Here is a 22,709-nt window from a genome sequence, read left to right as displayed (position 1 = left end):
GATTTTGGATTTTGGATTTTGACTTTTTTGTAAGGTGGGCAATGTTTCCCGATGCCAAAAACCTTTGCCCTCAAGAATGACTAATTACAAGTTTACATCTTGTTGCTGATACAGGTAATAATAATGACCTTTAGTAGCCATTAATTCTTGATGGCTACCTTGTTCTATAACCCTGCTGTTATCCATCACAACAATCATGTCTGCATTACTCACGGTGTTCAGTCGGTGGGTAATAAAAAATACTGTATCACCCTTGAATGCTTTGGCTAAGTTGAGACATATTTGCCGTTCTGTGGGATAATCTAACGCGCTAGTTGCTTCATCTAAAACTAATAATTTTGGTCGTTGTAAAACAGAACGAGCGATCGCAATTCTTTGTCGTTGTCCACCTGAAAGTGCAGAACCCCGTTCTCCCACCCGCGTGTTGTAACCGTTTGGTAAGTTCATGATAAACTCGTGGGCGCACGCAACCTGAGCCGCTTCGATAATTTCTTCGGTTGTGGCATCGGGATTGGTTAGGGCAATATTTTCCTGAACGCTGCCGTCAAACAATAATGTTTCTTGGGGAACTACGCCAATTTGTCGTCGCAGTGAATAAAGTTCTACTTTGGCAATATCATAACCATCAATTAAAATTCTGCCAGACTCAGTTTCGTAAAGTCTCAGCAGTAATTTCATCATCGTACTTTTACCAGACCCACTTTGCCCGACAATGCCGATAAATTTACCTGGCGCAAATTCCAGGTTGACATTAGAAAGTTGCAGAGGGCCACTTGTACCAAAGCGGAAGGAAACATTTTCATATTTCACTGCTCCCTTGATTGAAGGTAAAGGTATATTGTAGCGGTCTGTTTCTGCTTCTTGTGGGGTATCGACAATATCGCTTAAACGCTCTAGAGACAAGGCTGTTTCTTGGAAGCTTTGCCAGAGTTGAGCTAAACGCAATATTGGGCTGGTGACGTAACCTGATATAATCCTAAAAGCAATTAATTCGCCTAAAGTTAATTCTTGTTGCAGTACTAAATAAGCTCCTACCCATAAAACTAATAAGCTGCTAAGTTTGTTGAGAAAGTTACTAGTAGAGTTAGCGAGGGTAGAAGTCACAACTGTTTTAAAACCAGCAGCGACAAATCGGGCGTAACGCTCTTGCCAGGAAAAGCGCGATCGCAATTCGATATTTTGCGCTTTTACTGTTTGAATGCCTGACATCACCTCCACTAAATAAGATTGAGTTTCGGCGTTGCGTTCTGCTTTGGCACGTAACTGTCTGCTAATAGTGGGAGAAGCGACTAAGGTAATCACGACAAACACGGGGATTGTGCTTAAGCCTACCAAGGTGAGTTGCCAACTATAAATCAGCATCACACCGATATAAACCACCGAGAATAGAGCATCCAACCCCACTGTTAAGGCAGTACCCGTGAGGAATTGGCGGATATTTTCTAATTCGTTGATGCGAGTGGAAAGTTCACCCACCGGTCGGCGTTCAAAATAGCGCAGCGGTAGACGTAGTAAGTGGTCAATGATTTGCGACCCTAAACCCATATCGATCCGATTAGTGGTATCGACAAATAAGTAGGTTCGTAAGGTAGTCAACACTGCTTCAAATAGTCCGACTACTAATAGCAAAATCCCCAAAATATGTAGTGTGCCAATACTATTTTGAGTAATAACTTTGTCGATAATTAACTGAACGACTAGGGGATTTGCCAACGCTGCCAACTGCACGAAAAAGGAAGCGATAAAGACCTCTATCAGGACTCGACGGTGGCGTGACAAATAGGGTATAAACCACCGCAAACTAAAACGCTCTTGCGGCGTTTGATTGGTAGCAGTCAGCAGTAATACCCTAATTTTGGGCGGAAAGTCAGTTGGATCGACATCTAATTGTTCAACCAATTGAGCGGGTTTGCAACGCACAATTCCTTTGGATGGGACACCCACAACTACGGTATTTGCATTTATTTCATATAAAACGGCAAAATTATCACCATAGCGAATCAGCGCCGGTGTCAAAATGCGCGTCACTGAGGCGACTGGTAACTCTATCAACTGCGCTTTAAGTCCAATTGACTCTGCTAGGTAAGCAGTAACTTGAAACGATATAGTGCCCTGACGTTTGACTTGCTCAGTTAAGATGCGGCGAACCACTTCTCGACGAAACGGCATTTCTAGGTGCTTCGCGATCATTTGGAAGCAGGCGAAGGCTGTATTTAGTTCTCCCTTACCGCCAAAAAATGGGTATTTTTGTTTTGACGAATTCTTTGAGTTTTGGGGGGCTGTCTGTGGAACTATTTCGTCTGATGCGTAGGGAATAATATCTAGGTCGTCAGCGCTATCTCTATCTACTCTGGTTTCAGTTACCGCAAGCTCTATCTGATGACTATCTTCTAAGATCAAATCTGACGGATGTATACCAAGCAACCGTGCGGGGTTTTGACCTATAACCTGAATCCTGTCTCTGTCATCGTCTGATTCTAGGCGATCGCCAGGTGAGAAATTCGTGACTGTACCACCGCCACTCACAAACCAAACGCTTTTGCTATCCAGCTGGTTGAATGGAGTTTTTCCTAAAGGGAGATAATGTATTTTCGCTTGGGGTAAGGCTTTTTCTGCCAGTTCTCTGAGATTTAAGGTAGCGATCGCTTGCTTTTGCCAATAGGAACTGAGAATATCGAAAACTTCTACCAAATAACTGCGGTTCTTACGAGCTTCGGCAAAAGCTGGGTATGAAGCCAGAAAGCTAAAATATGCTGATGCACTCAAGGTTAAACATACTACTTCGGTGGAAGCGATCGCTGTTTCACAGGCGACATCGCGCAATAAACCAATTTCACCGATAATTTCCCCTGGTTGCAGTAATTTTAGGGTGATTGGCATTTGCGTCTGGGGGTCGTATCCCAACAGCCGCACTTGTCCTTCATAAATGATGGTGATGCGTTCCGGGAGACTTTCTTTACCGATGATTTTTTGACCTATGCGATAGCGCCAGGCTTGCAGTTGTTCTGATAGATTAGCGATCGCCCCATCTGGCAACTGCTCAAACCCCTCTAGGGCGGTGAAAAATTCGGGAAAAGTGTTCTTAATATAAGTCATATAAAACAAGTAAAAGTGAAGAATTAAGTCGAAAATATTAGGGGCTATATCTTTTACTAACAGTGGCAGTGTTTGGTTTTATGCCAGCAGTGACAATACTTTTCTGGAATTCAGGCGTTTAAATGTGTAAAAGCACAGAGGAAAGGTTCGTCTAATTGCAGACCTGTATTTATATCACACGGTTACGATTTTATGCGTTTTTCAAAATCAAGCATAGTATAAATAGATCGAGGACAAGTTATCACTTGGTTAACACTACATAATTTATACAAAATTAAAATTAATATTTAGCATTGCAAGTATGCAATATGGATACTCATCATCAAACCAAGACACATAAACGCGGTTGTTAAATTTTGCGTTGCATATTTTAATTTATGATAATCAACATGAAAATATCATAGATGTTTTCCTAAGTAAATACCCTAGTTAAGAATTATGTAATAAAAAAAACTTTAAATTTCTGAATTATTTTTTACAAATTCTTGAATACAGGGATTGACAATATCACTAATGACGAAAGACAAGAGCTTTCCTCATTAAACATCACCTATACCTGATTATGAAAGAATTATCATCACTTTTTTGCTAGCTTAATTTAATAAAAATTAACTGGAAAAATGAAGAGTGCTGAGTTGAAAGTGCCTCGGCAAGCGAGTTAAAAGACCGCTTAACATCGGGCGGGGTATCAACCTTCTCCCGATTGCAAGATTCTGCCCACAAGGGGAGGCAGTGTGGTCTTGGGGGTTTCCCCCATGAACAACTGCCGTGCGGGGCAAAAACCCAAGTGCGAAAGTGCTGTTAGCGGAAGTGGGGCGTTTAGCCCGTACTCTTTTTATCACTCAGCACTCTAAGCCGAGGCACTCAGCACTGAGTATGGTAAAGGTGAAGATTTTTTGTCACCCTAGAGGAATCAACTATTAAATTTATGAATGAAAGACAATAACTGCCTTCAGTAAATTTACTAGTTTAATTAATAGCGAGTCCATTTAATCACCATGCATAAAATAACCTCATGCCGCACCCGGGATGAGGTTGTTTAATTTTCCTAAGTAATTACTCGTCTTTGATACTAAGCAAGATTAACACTCAAATTAACCTGCACAATCACATCGTTGTAATCTTTATCACCACCATTTGCTAAATCTTCAAAACCAAAGGTGTTATTTCCCAACAGTCGAATGTGATCTACCTTATCTGAATTAGCACCCAAGAATGTGAAATAAACATTTTTATTGGTATTACTATTAAGAATCGCATCAGGTGTGCCATCCACAATAATAAATGGTGCAAACAAAGAATTCGGATCGAAAATACCAGTGTAATTTGCAGTGCCTTGGTTGCCTACCGTCAAGTCAATGCCTGCAACACGCCCACGCACAGCAGCTTCGGCGTAGCCAGCCTGGCCAACGAGAATATCTGCCGTGCCATCACCATTGGTGTCAATACCACCATTTTCATCAGCCACCTGATAAAAGCCGACAAAGTTATTGTAAGATGCCTCTCTGTTGACTTGAAACTCAGCTGTTACCGATTGTGTTACACTCCGTAAATCAATCAGTTCGCCTTGATATTCGCCTTGCAGATCAGTACCCAAAGATACCTCTTGATTGGTTGGCTGAATATTCACTACCAAATTCTGAAAATTAAGAGAAAACCCTTCATCTTCTATGTTGTTATTTGTACCTGAGGAAAAAAGCACACTTGAGAAGGGGGTTTTTCCAGACAGTACATCCTGAGTAGTACTGTTGGATACCAGATAAAATCTGAGTTTGGTATCAGAGTCGAATTCTAATATGTTTTTCAGGTCGGCGGGATTAAAACCATTAGGCAAATTGGCAAGAGTGGAGAAAACCACCTTTGAACGCAAAAGAGCCGCTTGTGTATAGCCTTCTGCACCAGGGGCTATGCCGTTAATCCTACCTTCTTCATCGTCAACAGTAAATACATTTAGTTCATTCACCTCTTTAGAGGTGTTGTTTTTAATCTGGATTGAGAGTTTTCCTTTATCACCTTCAATGTTCAGCTTAGTCTTGACACTAAAGATATCGCCTGTAACCGTCACTAGAGGAGTATTGTCAGCAACTGCAAGCTGAAACACATCACTGGCTTGCTCTCCAGCAACATCTTGAGCGGTAACTTTGATGTTCAAACTACCTACGTCTTCATTCTCAGGAGTACCACTGAAGGTAAGGGTAGTAGGATTGAAGTTCAACCAAGTGGGTAGTAGGTCATCATTTTCTAGGGTTGCAGTGTAGGTGAGGATGTCTCCAACATCCACATCGCTAAAGGTGTCAACTGGGACAGTGAAGTTAAAAACTGTGTCTTCAGTGACTTGCTGATCTGCAATTTCTTTTATCAAGACTGGAGGATCGTTGACATTATTAATTGTGATTTTAAACACATCACTGGCTTGATTTGCAGCAATATCTTTAGCGGTAACTTTGATGTTTATACTACCTACGTCCTTATTCTCAGGAGTGCCACTGAAGGTACGGGTAGTAGGATCGAATATCAACTTATTTGGCAGAGGATTATCGTTTTCCAGGGTTGCAGTGTAGGTGAGGGTGTCACCATCCGCATCAGTGAAGGTGTCATCTGGGACAGTGAACTTGAAGAATATCTCTTCGGTGGCTTCTTGATCCTGAATTGCATTCGCTACTATTGGAACACTTAGTACTGAAGCGTAGGCTGCCATTACTTCTGGCTGAAACGCCAGAGTAGGAACAATTGCCCCCGTAGAAACTTCCAGTTCCCAGTCACCACCGAATGCAGTACTCCCCGTTAAGTTATCAGACGCCGCTACTATTGCACCTGTCAATTCACTCAGGCGCTGTACAAATGCTTTACCTTGCTCTGTTTGCCCGACTTCGCAACCATACAACAGCAGTTGTGCATCTGCACTCAAAACATTTGCCCAGTCCATGAGTTGCCGAGCATAATGGTTGAGGGTTTCGTAGCTGAGTTGACTGTTCCCCAGATAAACTTGCCCTGGTGCCCCGTGAGAAACAATATGTAAGGTATTGATTTCACGATGAGTTGCCAGCACTTGGCTAATTTGTTCAATGCCATTCTGGTGAGGATCTAAGACTACAACAGAGGTGTTCGGCAATACACCTGCTACCAGACTTTGGTAGTTCTCAACCTGTGGGTCGATAAAAACTAGGTGAGTAGCAGGTATTTGCTCATACAAGTCTTGAGTTGGCTCTTTTGCAATCGCGATCGGGATGGTGTCTGACATAATTACTCTTATTAATTAATAGTTTTTTCGTTACAGACGTTACGTGCTATATCCTGTAAATCACGTAGAAGCAGGATTTTTTTGGCATAGTAAAGGAGTCAATTATTAAACTTATATAAAAGGCAAATAGTTAACTCCAGTAAATTTACTGCCTAAACCTGCGGATCAATATTACCATTGCCATCGAAAATAACATCAGGTCTAGCATCAATAGCAATAAATAGTGCAAACAGGAAATCAGCTTTGAAAGTCGCGGTGTAAAATGCTTTCCTTATTCACCGTCAAAAAATGCCTGTAACACGCCTACACACAGGTTTAGGACTGATGCAAAGGCTTTATTGGCGATCGCATTTACACATCTATACAAGCCGCAAGTTAAAGTTATTACCCGTGCATAAAACAACCCCATCCCGCAAGCGAGATGAGGTCAGAAAGCTATCACTAAAACAGAATTTAGAAATAACTTTGATCGTCTACTTAAATTTTGAGAGTCACAAGCAAAACAGGCTTTATATCTGGCTTAAAGACTTAAGTTTTGTACCTCACTGAGTTAAATATTCCTATAAGTCTAGAAAGATTTAGGTTTCTGCAATAATTTCATCTATGCAAGCCTTCATTTTTTCGGATACAGTTCGTACATGGGGTTCTTTAAAAATGGAATTATGAATCCCAGAAACATCATAAATATCCACTCCTCCTAATGCCAATTTACCCCAACCCATTTTAGGATCACCCTCCTGTTGTCCAACTACAAGACTATCTTCTGTTCGGAATACGGTTGCTCGACCTGAGTAAACTTGTAAAACATACTTTCTGAGCGCTTCTCTGGTGGCCTGTTCCACCATGAATTTCCGGTTGGAGTAAGGTAAAGGGCGTTTGAGAATCAGGTGAAAGTAAAAAACAATCCGCCAGAGTATCTCTTTGATCTGATACTTAAGCAGCTCTGTATTTCCTTTTACCTGCTTAATAACATAGTTAGATGCAGTTGCGAAAAGACTCTTCCAATTACCAGAGGTTGGTTTTTGCAAAGGCACAGATTCAATATTTCTGGAACCGTAGGTATCAAATAGAACTAGCAAAGCTACTTTCTTACCTTGCATGACTAATTGCCGAGCCATCTCGTAAACAATTATACCCCCAGAAGAGTATCCGCCGATCAAATAAGGCTCATGGGGCTGAATAGTCTGGATTTGTTGAATATAGTGCGCTGCCATGTCTTCAATCCGGGTATATGGAAGCTGTTTTCCATCTAACCCTTGTGGTTGTAGTCCATAAAATGGTTGATCTGATCCTAAATGCACTGCCAATTCACGGAAACGTAAAACTTCTCCACCAAAACCATGTACACAGAAGAAAGGAGGCTTAGAACCGTTGGGCTGAATAGGTACTAAAGATGACCAAGGAATTGATGTTTCAGACTTGATATCAGCTATTGGTGTTGCTGCAATCCCAGGTTTTGAGCATATTTCTCGCTCAATAACATTAGCTAACTGCTCAATAGTTGGTGCTTGCAATAGGATAGATAGAGCTAGATTTTTGCCTGCGATCTTTTCAATTTGAGAAAACAGACGTACTGCCAGCAGTGAATGTCCACCTAAATCAAAAAAGTTATCTGTTATTCCAATCGGATGAACTCCTAAAACATTTTCCCAGATTTCTGTTAATTGAAGTTGTAGTGGATTTTCTGCTGTAGCAAATGTTTTTTCTATTTTGGAATTAGTGAAATTGGGCACAGGTAAAGCTTTGCGATCAACTTTGCCATTAGCATTAAGTGGCAGAGAGTCTAGTATGACAAAGACCGCAGGCAACATATAATCGGGCAATTTTTGCTTGAGAAAGCTTTGCATTTCATCGCTAACAATAGTTTCACCTAACTGAGGAACAAGATAAGCAACTATCAATTTATTGCCAGGAACATCTTCTCTAACAACAGCGACATTTTTTTGTACTCCTGGGTGTTGACCCAGCATCGCCTCAATTTCTCCCAACTCAATGCGGAAGCCGCGAATCTTTACTTGATGGTCTAAACGTCCGATAAACTCAATATTGCCATCTGGTAAGTAACGAGCTAAATCGCCAGTTTTATATAGATGATCCGATTCAAATTCTGAATTTTTAAAGGGATTATAAATAAACTTTTCGGTGGTTAATTCTGGTCGATTGAGATAACCCCTAGCCAAACCATCACCGCCAATATATAACTCACCTGGTATACCAATCGGGACAGGTTGCAAATTGCTATCCAGTATGTAAGTTTGTGTATTGTAAATAGGTCGGCCAATAGGAATAGAACCATTAATTTTAATATTGCTGTCTAAAGAATAGCAACAAGTAAAAGTTGTATTTTCCGTTGGACCATAACCATTAATCAGGTGACAATCTCCACCTGCTTGCAAAAGTTTTTGGATGTGAGGGACAGATAAAACATCTCCACCAGCTAAAAGTTGTCGAACTTGTTTTAAGTCTTCAACATACTCATCTACCATTAAGTTGAAAAGACCAGCAGTTAACCACAGTATCGTTACACGATAATATTTCAGAGCTTCTGTTAGTTCTGATAACGATAGTGCGTGAGGTGGCATGAGCACTAACTTTGCGCCGTTGAGCAAACATCCCCAAATTTCAAAAGTGGAAGCATCAAAGGATATGGGCGCTAACTGTAAAAACACATTTTCTGCACCCAAACTAATGTAATTGGTGTCTTTAACTAAGCGCACGACACCCCGATGTGTGACGGTAACACCTTTGGGGATGCCTGTAGAACCAGATGTGTAGATTACATAAGCCAAGTTTTCAGGGGTAGTTTGGCTAACTGTATTCTCTTGACTATGTTGAGCGTAGGCGTAGCCCGTCGTAGACATCGCTTCAGCATCACTATCCAAATAAACCACCTTTGCTCCACACACAGGTAATTTTTCGAGCAGATGTTGTTGAGTGAGCAAGATTTCCACTTGAGCATCTTTTAACATCAAGCTAAGGCGCTCTTGGGGGTACATGGGATCTAAAGGAACATAAGCTCCACCTGCCTTGAGAATACCCAGTAACCCGATTACCATTTGGAGCGATCGCTCTGCACACAATCCCACCATTACTTCTGGCCCTACACCCAGGCTTTGCAAGTAGTGTGCTAGCTGATTGGCTTGTTCATTCAACTGTTGGTATGTTAGTTCTTGTCCTGCAAATACGAGTGCTACAGCATTGGGTGTACTTTCGACTTGTGACTCAAACAGTTGATGAATGCAAGCCTGCCGGGGATAGTCAGTTTGAGTATTGTTCCACTCTACAAGTAACTGCTGCCGTTCGGCTGGCGTTAATAACGGTAACTCTGAGATGCGTTGCTCTGGGTTAGCAACAATACTTGCAAGCATTGTTTGGAAATGTCCAAGCATCCGAGCGATCGTGGCTTCATCGAATAAGTCAGTATTGTATTCAAAAGAGGCTCTCAATCCTTTGCCCGTATCACGCATCATCAGGGTTAAATCAAATTTTGCCGTACCGCTGTGAGTGTATCCAAAGGTGGAGGCAATTTTCAAACCTGCTACTTCTCGTGCCCCCTTTGTCCAAGGAGGATTCATGGCGAACATTACTTGAAACAGTGGTGAATGACTGCGATCACGTTCTGGATTAAGTTCTTCCACCAGTTTTTCAAAAGGTAAATCTTGGTGATCGTAAGCACCTAAAGCTACCTGACGCACTTGATCGAGTACTTCCCGAAAACTGGGATTGCCGGAAAGGTCAGTCCGCATGACCAAGGTATTGACAAATAAACCCATCAATCCTTCGGTTTCTATCTGGTTGCGATCGGCAATTGGGGAGCCAACAAGAATATCCTCTTGTCCTGTATAGCGATAAAGCAATACCTTGAAGGCTGCTAATAAAGTCATGAACAGTGTTACCCCTGACTGCTGACTCAAAGCCTTGAGGGCATCAGTTAACGTCTGCGGTAGCATCTGGCGACAGATATCGCCCGAATAAGTTTGGACGGGTGGCCGTGGGCGATCGCTGGGTAGCTCTAGTATGGGTAAGTTGCCACTTAGCTGCTGCTTCCAATAATCAAGCTGAGATTTTAGGACTGCATCTTGTAACCACTGACGCTGCCAGTGAACGTAGTCAGTATACTGGATAGGTAATTCCAATAGTGGGGAGGGTTTGCCAGCAGCAAAGGCTTCATAAAGTGTTGTGAGTTCCTGAAAGAAAACCTCTGAAGACCAACCATCTGCAATAATATGATGCAGGTTCAGGAGCAGCATATTCTCCTGTTCAGTTAGGCGTAGCAGTTTAAAGCGAAACAATGGCCCTTGCAAAAGATCGAAAGGTTGTTGAGCTTCCTGAGCAGCCAGTCTTTTTTCTTCAATTTCCCGCTGTTCTAGAGGCAACTGACTCAAATCGACAAGTGGCAGATTCAGGGTCATATCTGGAGATATGACTTGGCTGGGTTGCCCATCTATAGATGTAAAGGTAACTCGTAGGATTTCGTGACGGCGGACAATTTCTACTAGACATTGCTCCAGTAGTGCCACATTCAGTAAACCTGTGAGGCGATAGGCTAGAGGTATATTGTAGACATTACCAGGATCAAATTGCTCTAAAATCCATAAACGTTGTTGAGCAAAAGAAAGAGGGAGTTTGCCATCTCTGATGTTAGGTAATATATGAGGAAGATTGTTACTACCAACAGAGTTAGCCTGGAAGAGAAATTCTAAGATTTCGGCTTTCCGTTCTCGCATCTGCTTTAGTAAATCTGGTGTCAGGCTCTCCTTAGCAGCGCGATAGCGCAGGCTACCGTCTTCGATCCATAATTTCACATCTAGATGACGTAGTTCTGATAAAAACTCATGAATGGTTTTCATAGTTGTCCCTCTTCGTAGTCGCCGATCATTTCAGTCAAAGAAGCTTGATAATTTTGCGCTGCCCATTGCAGTGTTTCAACTCGTTCAGCTAAGTCAGCTACAGTTGATACTTCAAATAAGTTGAGTAAAGGTATTTCTACTTGAAAGGTTTGACGCAATGGTGAAGTGACTTGAATTGCTAGTACTGAATGTCCCCCTAACTCAAAGAAGTTGTCATGAATGCCGATATTTTTTAAGTTGAGGACTTGTGCCCAAATGCCAGCAATCTGCTGTTCAACCAAGGTGCGAGGTGCAACATAACCCTCCGTCAGTTCTGGACGAGCAAAATCGGGTATTGGTAGAGCCTTCCGATCTACTTTGCCATTAGGAGTAAGGGGCATCGCATCCAGTGTCACAAAAGTAGTGGGCACCATATAATTTGGGAGCTTTTCCTTCAAGAACTGGCGTAATTGTGGGATTAGCTGATTATTTACTGTCTGCTTCTGTATGGGGCTATTGACATAAGCATCACTTAAAGTCTGGTCTTGTAAAGATTCTGATTCAGACAGTAAGTCCGACCTTTGATTCCAGGCTTGAATATGTTGAGTACTGCTAGCAGACTCCGCTGAAGACTCAACTTCCGATGGTGGTTTTGAAACTAGATAACCGACTAAAATTTTCTCATCGGGGATATCTTCTCGCACAACAACGACAGCTTCTTTCACAGCAGGATGTTGAGCCATCACCATTTCAATCTCACCCAATTCAATCCGAAAACCGCGAATTTTAAATTGATTGTCAATTCGTTGCAGATATTCAAGGTTGCCATCGGCGAGGTAACGAACTAAATCACCTGTTCTATAGAGTCGAGCATGAGGTTCTTGGCTGAATGGGTTGGAGATAAACCTTTCTGTAGTTAGCTCAGGTCTATTCAAATAACCCAACGCTACACCTGCACCGCCGATATAAAGTTCACCAGCAACTCCTACAGGTACGGGCTGCTGATAGGCATCTAATAGATAAATTTCAGTATTGGCAATGGGCTGACCAATCAGAGGCATTCCGTCTGCTTTAATTTGATAGCAGGTAGACCAGATTGTTGTTTCAGTTGGCCCGTACATATTCCAAACACTGTGGGCACGATTCACCAGTTCCTTAGCTAAAGTAGGTGGTAATGCTTCCCCACCGCACAGAATCTTGAGTTGTTTGGAACCTTGCCAGCCAGCCGCCAGCAACAATCGCCAGGTTGCAGGAGTGGCCTGCATGACTGTTGTTCCTGAATGGTTGAGAGTTTTGAGCAGTTTCTCACCATCCGTAGCCACCTCACGGCTGACTATCAGAGTAGTTGCCCCCACGATTAACGGCAAGAAGATTTCCAGAACGGCAATATCAAAGGAGAGTGTGGTGACAGATAGCAGAATATCTTGCTGCGTCAAACCTGGTTGCTCACGCATACTTCCCAGGAGGTTGACAACATTTTGGTGAGAAACTTTTACTCCCTTGGGTGTTCCTGTGGAGCCGGAAGTGTAAATGACGTAGGCTAGATTCTCAGCAGTTACTAGGTAAGCAGGTTTGTGAGTTGGATAATGGGTAATTTTTTCTTTATCTGTGTCCAAACAAACTACTTCTACCTGATTTGGTAACAAATCAAGTAGGTTGGCTTGGGTAAGTAACACAGATACTTGAGCATCATTAAGCATGAAGGTCAAGCGTTCTTTGGGATAGGTGGGGTCTAAGGGGACATAAGCACCACCTGCCTTGAGTACAGCTAGCAGAGCGATCGCTATTTCTATTGACCGTTCCAAGGAGATGCCAACTAGCACTCCAGGCTTCACTCCCAAGGTTTGGAGATAATGAGCAAGCTGATTGGCACGCTCCTCAAGTTCCAGATAAGTCAGTTGTTGATTTTGAAACACAACAGCGATCGCATCTGGTGTTCGCTCCACTTGAGTTTCAAACAGCTGGTGAATGGATTTATCTTGAGGATAAGCTGTTTGAGTATTGTTCCATGCTGCCAACAACTGTTGCTCAGTTGTTGGCAAGATTGGCAATTTGGCAATAATTTGATTGGGGTTAGCAACTATACCTGCTAACAGAGCCTCAAACTCTGCCATTCGGCGACGGATAGTATCAGCATCAAATAAATTGGTGTTGTACTGACATTCCAGAATAAGCTGACCACGTAATTCCGTAGCATTGATAAATAGTTCAAAATTCTCAAATTCGCGAGGATTGAAGAAACACTCTACCTCTAGCCCTGCAAATGGCAGACTGTTTCCGTCCAAGCCCTGCTCGATATTAAAGGTGATTGGTACTAAGGGAATACGACTAGAATCCCGTGGAAACACTAATTTTTTGATCAGACTGCCAAAGGTAAATTGTTGGTGGTCATAAGCATCTAATACAGCCGAACGCCGCGTTTGCAAGTAGTCAATAAAGGATTTTTCTCCATTGATGCGGCTACGCAGCGGTAGTAAATTAACACAGTGTCCTACGAGATTATATTGACCTAAAGCAGCTTGTCCGGCGGCAAAAACACCTACAACCAAGTCGTTCTGTCCTGTCAGGCGGTAGAGCCATACCTCTAATCCTGACAAGATGGTAGTCATAAAGCTACAACCAAGTTTTGTTCCTAGTTGTTTGAGGTTGACAACTAGTTCGGGATTTAAATGCCAATCTTCACGGGCAGCATTAAAGGTTCTGAATAATGGACGTGGGCGATCGCTGGGGAAATCCAGTACAGGCAGAGAATCAGAGAATTGATCTAACCAATATTTTTCTATAGCGATCGCTTCTGAACTTTGGGTTTCTTCTTCTTGCAACGTCGCATATTCACTGAAGCGATCTGGTTCTTCCAATTCAGAAACAATACCCTGTTGCAAGCCAGAATAGAGTTTACCCACATCTGGCAACAACACCGTCCATGACCAACCATCGCAAATAATGTGATGGGCAGTCAAAATTGCTAGATGTTCTTGCAGATGCAATTTGACAATTTTTGCCCGAAATAGAGGGCCGTGTTCTAAATCAAAGGGTTGTTTTACCTCTTGTTGCAAGATACTAGCTATTTTTGTTTCTTGCTCGTGTGACTCCAGTCTAGAAAGATCGATGATGGGGATTTCTATTCTCAGGGAAGCAACAATGCAGAGTGTATTGCCATCTGTGTTGAAGGTTGTCCGTAACGCTTCATGACGTTGGACTAACTCTTGCATAGCAGACTGGAGAGCTTCTACATCCAGATTTCCTTTTAGTCGCAGAGATTGGGATTGATTATAAGCACAATTGGCACCGTCTCCCATTTGTACAGAAGCCCAAATTTCTTTTTGAGATTCGGTTGCAGGGGCAGTCAATAATAACTCTCCACCTGAAAATGGATCGAAATCAACAGATGTTAATACAGATTGTGAATTCAAGGGTAATAAACTCATAAAAAAAACTTGATGTTCTAGCTTTTTTTTAATGGCTCAAAATTGGAGGTATTTAAACTGAATGCGACTAACGATAAAACAAATTACTTAGTTTTATTGTTGACTTCTGTAAACATTCTGCTTTTTTGCTCCTGAACACAATAATTCAATTTTACCTGACACTTAGATAAGATTACCAGTGTTAATATTTTGGCGTAATCTTTGATTGTAAATTAACCAGATGGGTCGGTTCAAAACCTAATTTTCGGAGGTAATTGACATATCAATTTTTTACTAAATATTTACTACCCCCGCTTCAGGAAAAACTGGCAACTTGTAGATATTTGCCAGGTCGCTCAGTATCAGGAATATACCAAGCGGGGTTCCCTTGGGGATCTCGTCCTAATTTGGCATCAGGTTGCGGAGGACGATTGCGTAGGCTGTTATTGGTAACTTCTGCTGATTCTGTGTCTACCGATGCTGATTCTTTGCTGGTTTGGGTTGGGGGAACAGATACAACATTTTGTGGCTTGATACTATTATTTTCAGATGTCACTGCAGGTACAACTGGAATTGTTGATTGGCTGTTATTAGCCAATAGTGCTAATTGCTGGCTCATAATTTGTAGCTGCTGATTAATTATATTTTCTAGGAAACTAGATGCAGCTGGTTGGGGAGAAATCTGAGGTGCAGATCCATTTGTATGAACTTCGTGGACTACCAAAGTGGGTGATGTGATTGTAAGTGCTGGTGATGGTGCTTCTGGAGTGGGATCTGCAACAGTTTCTGTTAATCCTAGTGTGGATAAAGCTTCGGGAGACAAGGCTTGATTGATTAAGTCAGCTAGCGTTTCTAAATTCGGGCAAATTTCTAGTAACTGCCTAAGTGTTATCTTGACTTGAAATTTTTTCTTCAAAGCTAACCCGACTCGCATTAAAGATAAGGAATCTAATCCCATTTCTAAAAACGTTGTCGAGTCGTCAACACTAGCGATTTCCAATCCAGAAGTTTCTACGATAGTTTCTTTGAGCAGGGGAATGAGTTTTTGCTGAGGAGATGTTGTCAGAGTTTTGGCCTTTTCTAATAACTGGGGATTTGAAAGTTTGGGAGTTGCTGCACGATTGGGATGAGGTAAAGGATCGATCCAGAAGCGTTGGCGTTCAAAGGGATAAGTAGGCAGAGGAATTCGTTGTCGCGTTTCTCTTTGATAGAAGTTGCTCCAGTCAATAGATACTCCTGCTAGCCACAGTTGTCCTACTGCCTTGAGTAATGCCGTCCATTCGGCTTCATTCTCAGCGTTATCACCTAGAGAAGGAATCGCCATCTGTTGTTTAATATCTTTTGCTTGTTGCCGGGCTAAGGTCGTCGTTGTGATTCGCGGCCCCACCTCTAACAGCACTCGTTTTGGCTGCTGCCATAGGGTTTGTACGCCCTCAGCAAATCGCACAGTCTGGCGTAGATGCGTAGCCCAATACATCGGATCGGTTGCTTGCTGGGCTGTAATCCAGTCGGCGGTAACTGTGGAAACAAAGGGAATTTGGGGTGGTGATAATTTAACCTTCCCAACTACCTTTGCAAAGGGGGCTATGATGCTATCCATCATGGGAGAGTGGAAAGCGTGGGAAGTGTGTAAATGACGACAGACAACTTCTTCGCTTTCTAATTGTTTTTGCAGAACTGCAATCGCCTCTGTGGGGCCAGAAACTACACACAGGGAAGGGCTATTAATTGCGGCGATCGCTAGTTCTGTATTCAATCGCGGCTCTAACTCTTTGGCTGGTAGGCGCACTGAGAGCATAGCTCCTGCGGGTAACTCCCACATGAAGCGACCGCGAGTTGCAACCAACATCAGCGCATCTTCTAAGGTAAATACACCCGCAATACAGGCAGCGACAAATTCGCCAATACTGTGACCAATCATGCCTTGCGGCTTGACTCCCCAACTTTGCCACAGTTGCGCTAACGCATATTCAATGACAAATAATGCTGGTTGGGTAAAGCAGGTTTGCCGCAGGTAGATAGCCGCAGTTTCGCGATCGCTCGGTACAGGATAGATGATTTCTCGTAAATCCCTGCCCAGTAAAGGTTTAAGTATTTCAGCACATTCATCTACTACCTCCTGAAACACAGTTTCACGGTTGTAGAGATTCAGTCCCATGTTCACATATTGCGATCCTTGTCCGGGGAACATGAAGACAACGGCTGGATTGCGGACTTCTGTATGACGGGTATTTACTTGATTTGGATCTAAAGATTGCAGGGCTGCGATCGCATCTGTGATATCGTGACAAACTACACTGCGTCGGTAGTTGAAGGCTTTGCGCCCTCGCTGTAGGGTATAAGCTACATCAGCTAAGTTAATTTCGGCATTGTACTGTAAATATTGCCGTAAATTCGCTGTTGCAGCCTCTAAGGCTTTACTAGTTTTTGCTGAGAGCAACAATAGCTGCTGTGGACGCGAAGATCCTGAACTTTGGATTTGTGGCGCTTCTTCTAGCACTATATGAGCATTAGTACCGCCGACACCAAAAGAACTCACACCAGCTCGTCGTGGAGTTTCACCTTCTGACCATTCAGCTAGTTTGGTATTGACATAAAAGGGGCTGTTGGTAAAGTCAATCTTGGGGTTGGGAGCCTCAAAATTTAAACTAGGTGGAATCTTTTTATAATACAGAGCAAGAGCGGTTTTTATTAATCCTGCTACCCCAGCCGCAGTAACTAAATGTCCGACATTGCTTTTAAGAGAGCCGATGGCGCAGAATTGTTTAGCATCTGTATGTATACGAAATGCTTGCGTCAGCGCTTCAATTTCAATCGGGTCGCCTAAGGGTGTAGCTGTGCCGTGAGCTTCAATATAAGAGATGGTTTCTGGGTGAAAGTTGGCATAAGCTTGCGCCATCGCAATGGCCTCTGCTTGTCCGTCTACACTGGGAGCTGTAAAACTTACCTTATCAGCACCGTCATTATTGATACCACAACCCCGAATTACTGCATAGATGCGATCGCGATCATTGAGTGCATCTTCTAAACGCTTGAGGACAACCACTCCTGCGCCATTGTTGAACATTGTGCCCTGAGCGCTGGCATCAAAGGGACGACAATGCCCATCACCAGACAACATACTGTCTTCTTGAGCCACATAACCACTGTTTTGAGGTGTAGTCATAGATACACCACCCGCCATAGCCAGGTCGCACTGATAGCTGGTTAAGGCTTGGCAAGCCTGAATGACTGCTACCAAAGAAGTGGAACAGGCTGTATTGACACTGACAGCTGGGCCTTTGAGGTTGAGCTTGTAAGCAGCACGGGTCGTCAAAAAGTCTTTTTCATTTGCTAGCATTGTCTGGAATTCACCGATGCGATCGACAATTTCCATACGTCCAGAAATGTGGTTAGCAAAATAAGTATTTTGACCACAACCAGCGTACAAACCAATCAAACCCTCAAAAGACTCTGATTCATAACCAGCATTTTCTAGGGCTTCATAAACCAACTCTAGAAAAACTCTAGCCTGTGGGTCCATAACTACAGCTTCCAGGGGATTAATGCCAAAGAATGCAGCATCAAAGGTTTCTCCCCCAGAAATGATTCCTTTAGCTTTTACGTAGCTAGGATCTTTGCAAAGGTTCGGATCAATACTGGGATCTAGTTCCTCATCTTCAAAAAAAGTCGTTGACTCTAATCCCTCACACAGATTGCGCCACAACTCATCGACATTTCCAGCGCCAGGAAATCTTCCTACCATGCCAATAATGGCAACACCATCAATAGGATCTTGGTTCTCGGATGCTTGCATATTTACCATTGCTTAAACACCTTGTTGATGATTACGGCGACGAGTACGAGCGGCTTGTTGGCGTTGGGCGCGATTTTGCAGCTTGTGAGAAGACGGCTGGCTATTCTGATTTGAATACAAATTTAATTTCCGCAAAAAATATATTGTTTTACAAAATGTGTAGTTTTTAAATGTTGCTGCATTTTTCACTTAAGCAATTTATGGGTTAACGATGCAGTTAATGTAACTCAGGGTAAGCACATCTAGTTTTGTAACTCTTGATACAAAGAAAAAGCTTAAAGCTCTATCTAAATATTAATTTTTCATTCAAAATAGGACGAATTGTCATAAATGATTGAAAAAACATGGTTCAAATAGCTGTTTATGTTTTTTGGCCATATAAAGACGAAAATGTCAATCCCACCCCTTGGCTCAGTGTAGTAATTTTAAACTTATTTGTGCTTTGGGTGAACCCCAAAACTACCGTTCAATAGGGTTTGAAATGCGCTTACCCTGAATGTAACTACTAAAATATATAAAATCAGAATGATTACTGAGTGAGAAATATTAAAGGTTATTCAAAAATTTACATTAAAGACACTTTTGTATATTAACGATATAGATTTTTCGATAAACCAGGGAACTATATAAATTGAGTACGATATTGTTCTGAGATAAATGAGTAACGAATAATTAGGTGTACTTAATATAATATTGTTATTTTCTAGTATTTGTAAAAACAAATAAAATTAAAATTGATAATATCAGGATTTCCTGATATTATCATACAGAATAATTAACCTTTATAAGAATAAACTTACAGTAAAGTGAAGATTTAGATTTTCCGATAATTACTATTTAAAATTTTCAGTATAAACATGACTTAATATCAAACCGCTCAAAATAAAAAAGAAGTCAACACATAAATATCCATTAATTAAAAAAATTACTACACGAAGTCATACTCTTAGCTAAATTAGGTATGAGATAACCAACATAATGATGTATGAAAATTAATGTAGCTGTAACACTACGCAAGGATGCTTAAGCCTTTATATACTTAAGCATTAGTATTCTTAACTTACAAAGTATAGTTCTGTCGTTAACTTTGAAATTATATTAAAAAACGAATTTCGCAACAAATTATTCCGCAGTTTTACAATGTTTGTACGAAAGGGCACTGGCTCTAATATTTAGTTCTCCTATTTTGACCTATTTCCTCAAAATCGTAGTTATTTTCAATACATCTTCATTAAAAATTAAAACTTTAGAGATATTTGCAATGGGAATATTAACTGTACGTAGGTTTAGTTTGAGAAAACAATAATAATTAATACCTTGAATAACAAGGAATACAGCGATTTTAACAATTAATAAGTAATGTAACTTTTTCGAGATAGGTTGAACTTCAGTGAAACGAGAATAGGGTGGGCATTTTAATGCTCACCCTACAATAACGAACTATTTGCTGTAGTCTACGTAATTGAAAACCGCTGTTTCAACTGATAGTTATTTCTGCCACGCAGCGCTAGCCGAACAGGCTAAGCCACAACACTAGCAGAGAAAACGAAGTCATTTGCACTCAAGCTAGTTGAGGTAATTTGTAGTAATGAAGCCAACTCTGTATTTCCGGTTTTTATGATAGTGTCAGCACCCTGTTGCAATAGGGTTAGAGCACTAAACTGAGTAACGCCAATACCGCCCAGCCCGATTTTATCAATACCGATCGCAAAATCAGTCACAATGTTCTTGCTAGTTGGCAGACTGGCGTTAGCAATCCAGAACTGGTCAGCACCAGCACCACCATTCAGCCTATTACTACCCTGTTGACCAGCAAATAGCACGTCATCACCATCGCCACCAAAGAGCGAATCATTCACACTAGAGAAGAGTTTGTCATTTCCAGAGCCACCATAGAGACGGTTATTGCTACCATTACTGGTGAGGGTGTCGTTACCTGAGCCACCAAATGATAATTGACGCGAACCTTCAATTACTGTCAAAGTATCATTACCTGCTGCCCCAAATAAATTATTACTACCATTGGCTTCAACTACAGTAACTTCGTCATCACCATTACCACCATCGGCACTAGTGTTGCTAGCAGGGCTGTTTGCACCAATCAAGATTTGATCGTTACCCTCTCCTGTGGACACAGAGGAGTCACTACCGACTACCACCGTGTCATCACCGCTTCCAGTCTGGATTGTATTACCTTTAGTACCGTTTACAAAGTCTGCTCCGTCACCTGTAAATAAGGTTTGATTTGGCTTAAGGGTGACATCATCACTATTGGTACCAAATTGAAGGTCTAGTGTTGTTAGTCCAACAGTGCGACCATCAAACCCTGCGGCTGTAAAGTAATGAGTATTACCTACACTCTGAGAATCGAGAATTGTTGCTTGACCATTAGTAGTTTCTTCCGAAGTCAAGACTTCTTTCGTCGAGGGAACTACATCCGGGCCTCCCACTAGTGCTTCTGTAATGACACGACCTTTCAAATCGCCATTACTGGGAATTTCTAACCCTAAAATACGAGCAAGTGTAGGTGTTACATCAGCATTACTGACGGGTGCATAGTCCACATAACCTTGTTTAAAATCAGGGCCAATAGCCTCCATATTATTGAAGGTATCACCTCGGCCAAAGCTGCCATGCATCCCCTGCCCTTGCTGCAAAGTTGTATCAGCAATTTCTACTTGAGCTTGAGGGTTGTTTAGGTTATTTGGGTCGCTGCTAAAGGTTTTGAAGTTGATAACTATAGATGGAACTGGTGTTTGAGCATCACCTTTTAGCCCGATCGCACTCAATGGTAAAGCACCTGGGATGTTTCCATAAGCATCGTCTACAAAAATACCACTGATGTAGTCTTTTTGCGAAAGCAAATTCACTACCTGTTTAGCTAAATCAGCATTGCCATTAGGTAGATAAATCAGGTCAGAACCACCATTGGCAGCTACAACTATCTTTGTAGCTGGGTCAAGTTGGCCATTAATTACCTGACCTGTACCTCCGATTACACCATTCCCAGAAATAGGGCGTTGACCTTGTGTAGCATCAACAGTGGCATACTGAATGTGGTTCAGGTCTGGGGGAAGAGTCGTAGGGTTAGGATCGTATAGAGGTAGATTTAGATCGTGAGCCAAATCAATCGCAACAAAGCCTGCGGGTAAAAATCCTGGATTTACACCTGCATAAGTTTGGGTGGCAGCATAACTTGTAGTTTTTGTGCCTTGGCTATCAATAGCTTGTTTGCTGATGGTAGAAAAACCGTGGTCGGAAGTAATAAAGACATCAGTAGTCTTGTCCAAGCCTGTACTTTTGAGATAGTCAAGAAGTTGCTTTAAATTATTATCAGCATTTTTGACCCCAGCTTTGGAAGTAGGGCCATTAATACCTGGTGTCAAGGTGTTTAAGCTATCACCTTGATTATGTTGAGTACCATCAGGATCTCTTGACCAGTAAACTAATGCGAATGATTTAGCATCTTCCTGAAACTTGGGTAAAATTACTTTGGTAGTGGCATCTGCAAAGTATTGTTGTTGAGCCACGTTGGCGTTCAGGGTGCCTGGAGTTGTGTTGTTACCAGCTGGTTGGACTCGCGGTGTCGGTTTTACATCTAGACCAGCGGCTTGTAAGCGATTGACAATATCTGGATCGAGTGGAACACCAGAAGGTGAACCAGCGGCTGTAGTCGGCGGTGTTGCACCATTTGTAGTATCATCAATAATTATTGTATCGGGAGTAGGAATAGTACCCGTAGTACCACCTTCTCGGTTAACTTGTGTAACATCTTGGATGGCAACTGGCCCTAATTTACCAACGGCTGCGGTGTTGAAACCCTGCGATCGCGCGTAAGCTAATAGTGACTCTTCATCTAAAAAGTTGTTACCTGGGAACTTTTCATCGATATCCCCCAAAACCGCATCATTTTCGATGAATGGCGTGACACTACCATTGGCATTAGCACTAGGAAAACCAGTGTAGATAGTGTTACTAAAGTCACCTGTATCACCAAGATAATGTCCCGTGGCGATCGCAGCAGCATTCGGGGTGGTAAATGTCGGAAATAGCGAATGACTATTGGCGAAACTAACTCCTTGCTGACGGATGCTATATAAAGTTGGGGTATCAATGGGGTTTACAGAACCGTTACGCAAGCCATCTGCAACAAAAATAATCACATTTCTACCGTTGCCATTTGTATCAGCCATACCGATTACTCCTTAAGTATTGTGATCTACGAGCGATGCCTACAGATGGCTACGCCTACGCAGCAATTGTGTGTTTATAGACTGAGCGATTAATTACACTCAACCCAAGCAAAAAATTATTGGCTACAGAAACCTAAGTAGTATTTG

At 42.0% G+C, this 22,709-nt stretch carries 7 protein-coding genes; 1 reads left to right on the top strand and 6 read right to left on the bottom strand.

Going from position 1 to position 22,709, the window contains the following annotated elements:
* Positions 1-84: 84 nt before the first annotated feature.
* Both HWQ58_RS21660 and HWQ58_RS21655 read right to left on the bottom strand, forming a co-directional pair.
* Positions 85-3,096: a peptidase domain-containing ABC transporter gene (locus HWQ58_RS21660; protein WP_292867008.1), complete on the bottom strand. Its 3,012-nt coding sequence runs from the start codon at positions 3,094-3,096 to the stop codon at positions 85-87.
* 1,072 nt (positions 3,097-4,168) lie between these two features.
* The gene (locus tag HWQ58_RS21655) at positions 4,169-6,337 is read right to left on the bottom strand and encodes a DUF4347 domain-containing protein (protein ID WP_292867006.1); all 2,169 of its coding nucleotides are present in this window, start codon (positions 6,335-6,337) and stop codon (positions 4,169-4,171) included.
* A 288-nt stretch (positions 6,338-6,625) separates the two neighbouring features.
* On the opposite strand from HWQ58_RS21655, the gene HWQ58_RS21650 reads away from it, so the two are divergent.
* A complete protein-coding gene (locus tag HWQ58_RS21650) occupies positions 6,626-6,886 on the top strand; it encodes a hypothetical protein (RefSeq protein WP_292867004.1) in 261 nt (86 codons plus the stop codon).
* Positions 6,887-6,915: 29 nt separating this feature from the next.
* On the opposite strand, the gene HWQ58_RS21645 is transcribed toward HWQ58_RS21650, so the two are convergent.
* The 4 genes from HWQ58_RS21645 to HWQ58_RS21630 form a co-directional block, all read right to left on the bottom strand.
* On the bottom strand, positions 6,916-11,187 hold the full coding sequence (locus tag HWQ58_RS21645) for an amino acid adenylation domain-containing protein (RefSeq protein WP_292867002.1): 4,272 nt from the start codon (positions 11,185-11,187) through the stop codon (positions 6,916-6,918).
* Positions 11,184-14,594, bottom strand: a complete 3,411-nt coding sequence (locus tag HWQ58_RS21640) for an amino acid adenylation domain-containing protein (protein ID WP_292867000.1) — start codon at positions 14,592-14,594, stop codon at positions 11,184-11,186. Before HWQ58_RS21640 ends, HWQ58_RS21645 begins: the two co-directional genes overlap by 4 nt.
* A gap of 295 nt (positions 14,595-14,889) precedes the next feature.
* On the bottom strand, positions 14,890-18,378 hold the full coding sequence (locus tag HWQ58_RS21635) for a beta-ketoacyl synthase N-terminal-like domain-containing protein (protein ID WP_292866998.1): 3,489 nt from the start codon (positions 18,376-18,378) through the stop codon (positions 14,890-14,892).
* Between the two features lie 1,511 nt (positions 18,379-19,889).
* A complete protein-coding gene (locus tag HWQ58_RS21630; RefSeq protein WP_292866996.1) occupies positions 19,890-22,562 on the bottom strand; it encodes an alkaline phosphatase family protein in 2,673 nt (890 codons plus the stop codon).
* Between the last annotated feature and the right edge of the window lie 147 nt (positions 22,563-22,709).

The sequence above is a fragment of the Nostoc sp. LPT genome (genome assembly GCF_017115165.1).
Classification (GTDB): Bacteria; Cyanobacteriota; Cyanobacteriia; order Cyanobacteriales; family Nostocaceae; genus Nostoc.
The sequence above is the reverse complement of the archived record's forward strand: the minus strand, read 5'-3'. Positions and strand labels throughout refer to the sequence as shown.

Coding starts and splice junctions, on each gene's coding strand:
- HWQ58_RS21660 (WP_292867008.1), bottom strand. CDS start 3,096: ATGACTTATATTAAGAACACTTTTCCCGAATTTTTCACCGCCCTAGAG.
- HWQ58_RS21655 (WP_292867006.1), bottom strand. CDS start 6,337: ATGTCAGACACCATCCCGATCGCGATTGCAAAAGAGCCAACTCAAGAC.
- HWQ58_RS21650 (WP_292867004.1), top strand. CDS start 6,626: ATGCCTGTAACACGCCTACACACAGGTTTAGGACTGATGCAAAGGCTT.
- HWQ58_RS21645 (WP_292867002.1), bottom strand. CDS start 11,187: ATGAAAACCATTCATGAGTTTTTATCAGAACTACGTCATCTAGATGTG.
- HWQ58_RS21640 (WP_292867000.1), bottom strand. CDS start 14,594: ATGAGTTTATTACCCTTGAATTCACAATCTGTATTAACATCTGTTGAT.
- HWQ58_RS21635 (WP_292866998.1), bottom strand. CDS start 18,378: ATGGTAAATATGCAAGCATCCGAGAACCAAGATCCTATTGATGGTGTT.
- HWQ58_RS21630 (WP_292866996.1), bottom strand. CDS start 22,562: ATGGCTGATACAAATGGCAACGGTAGAAATGTGATTATTTTTGTTGCA.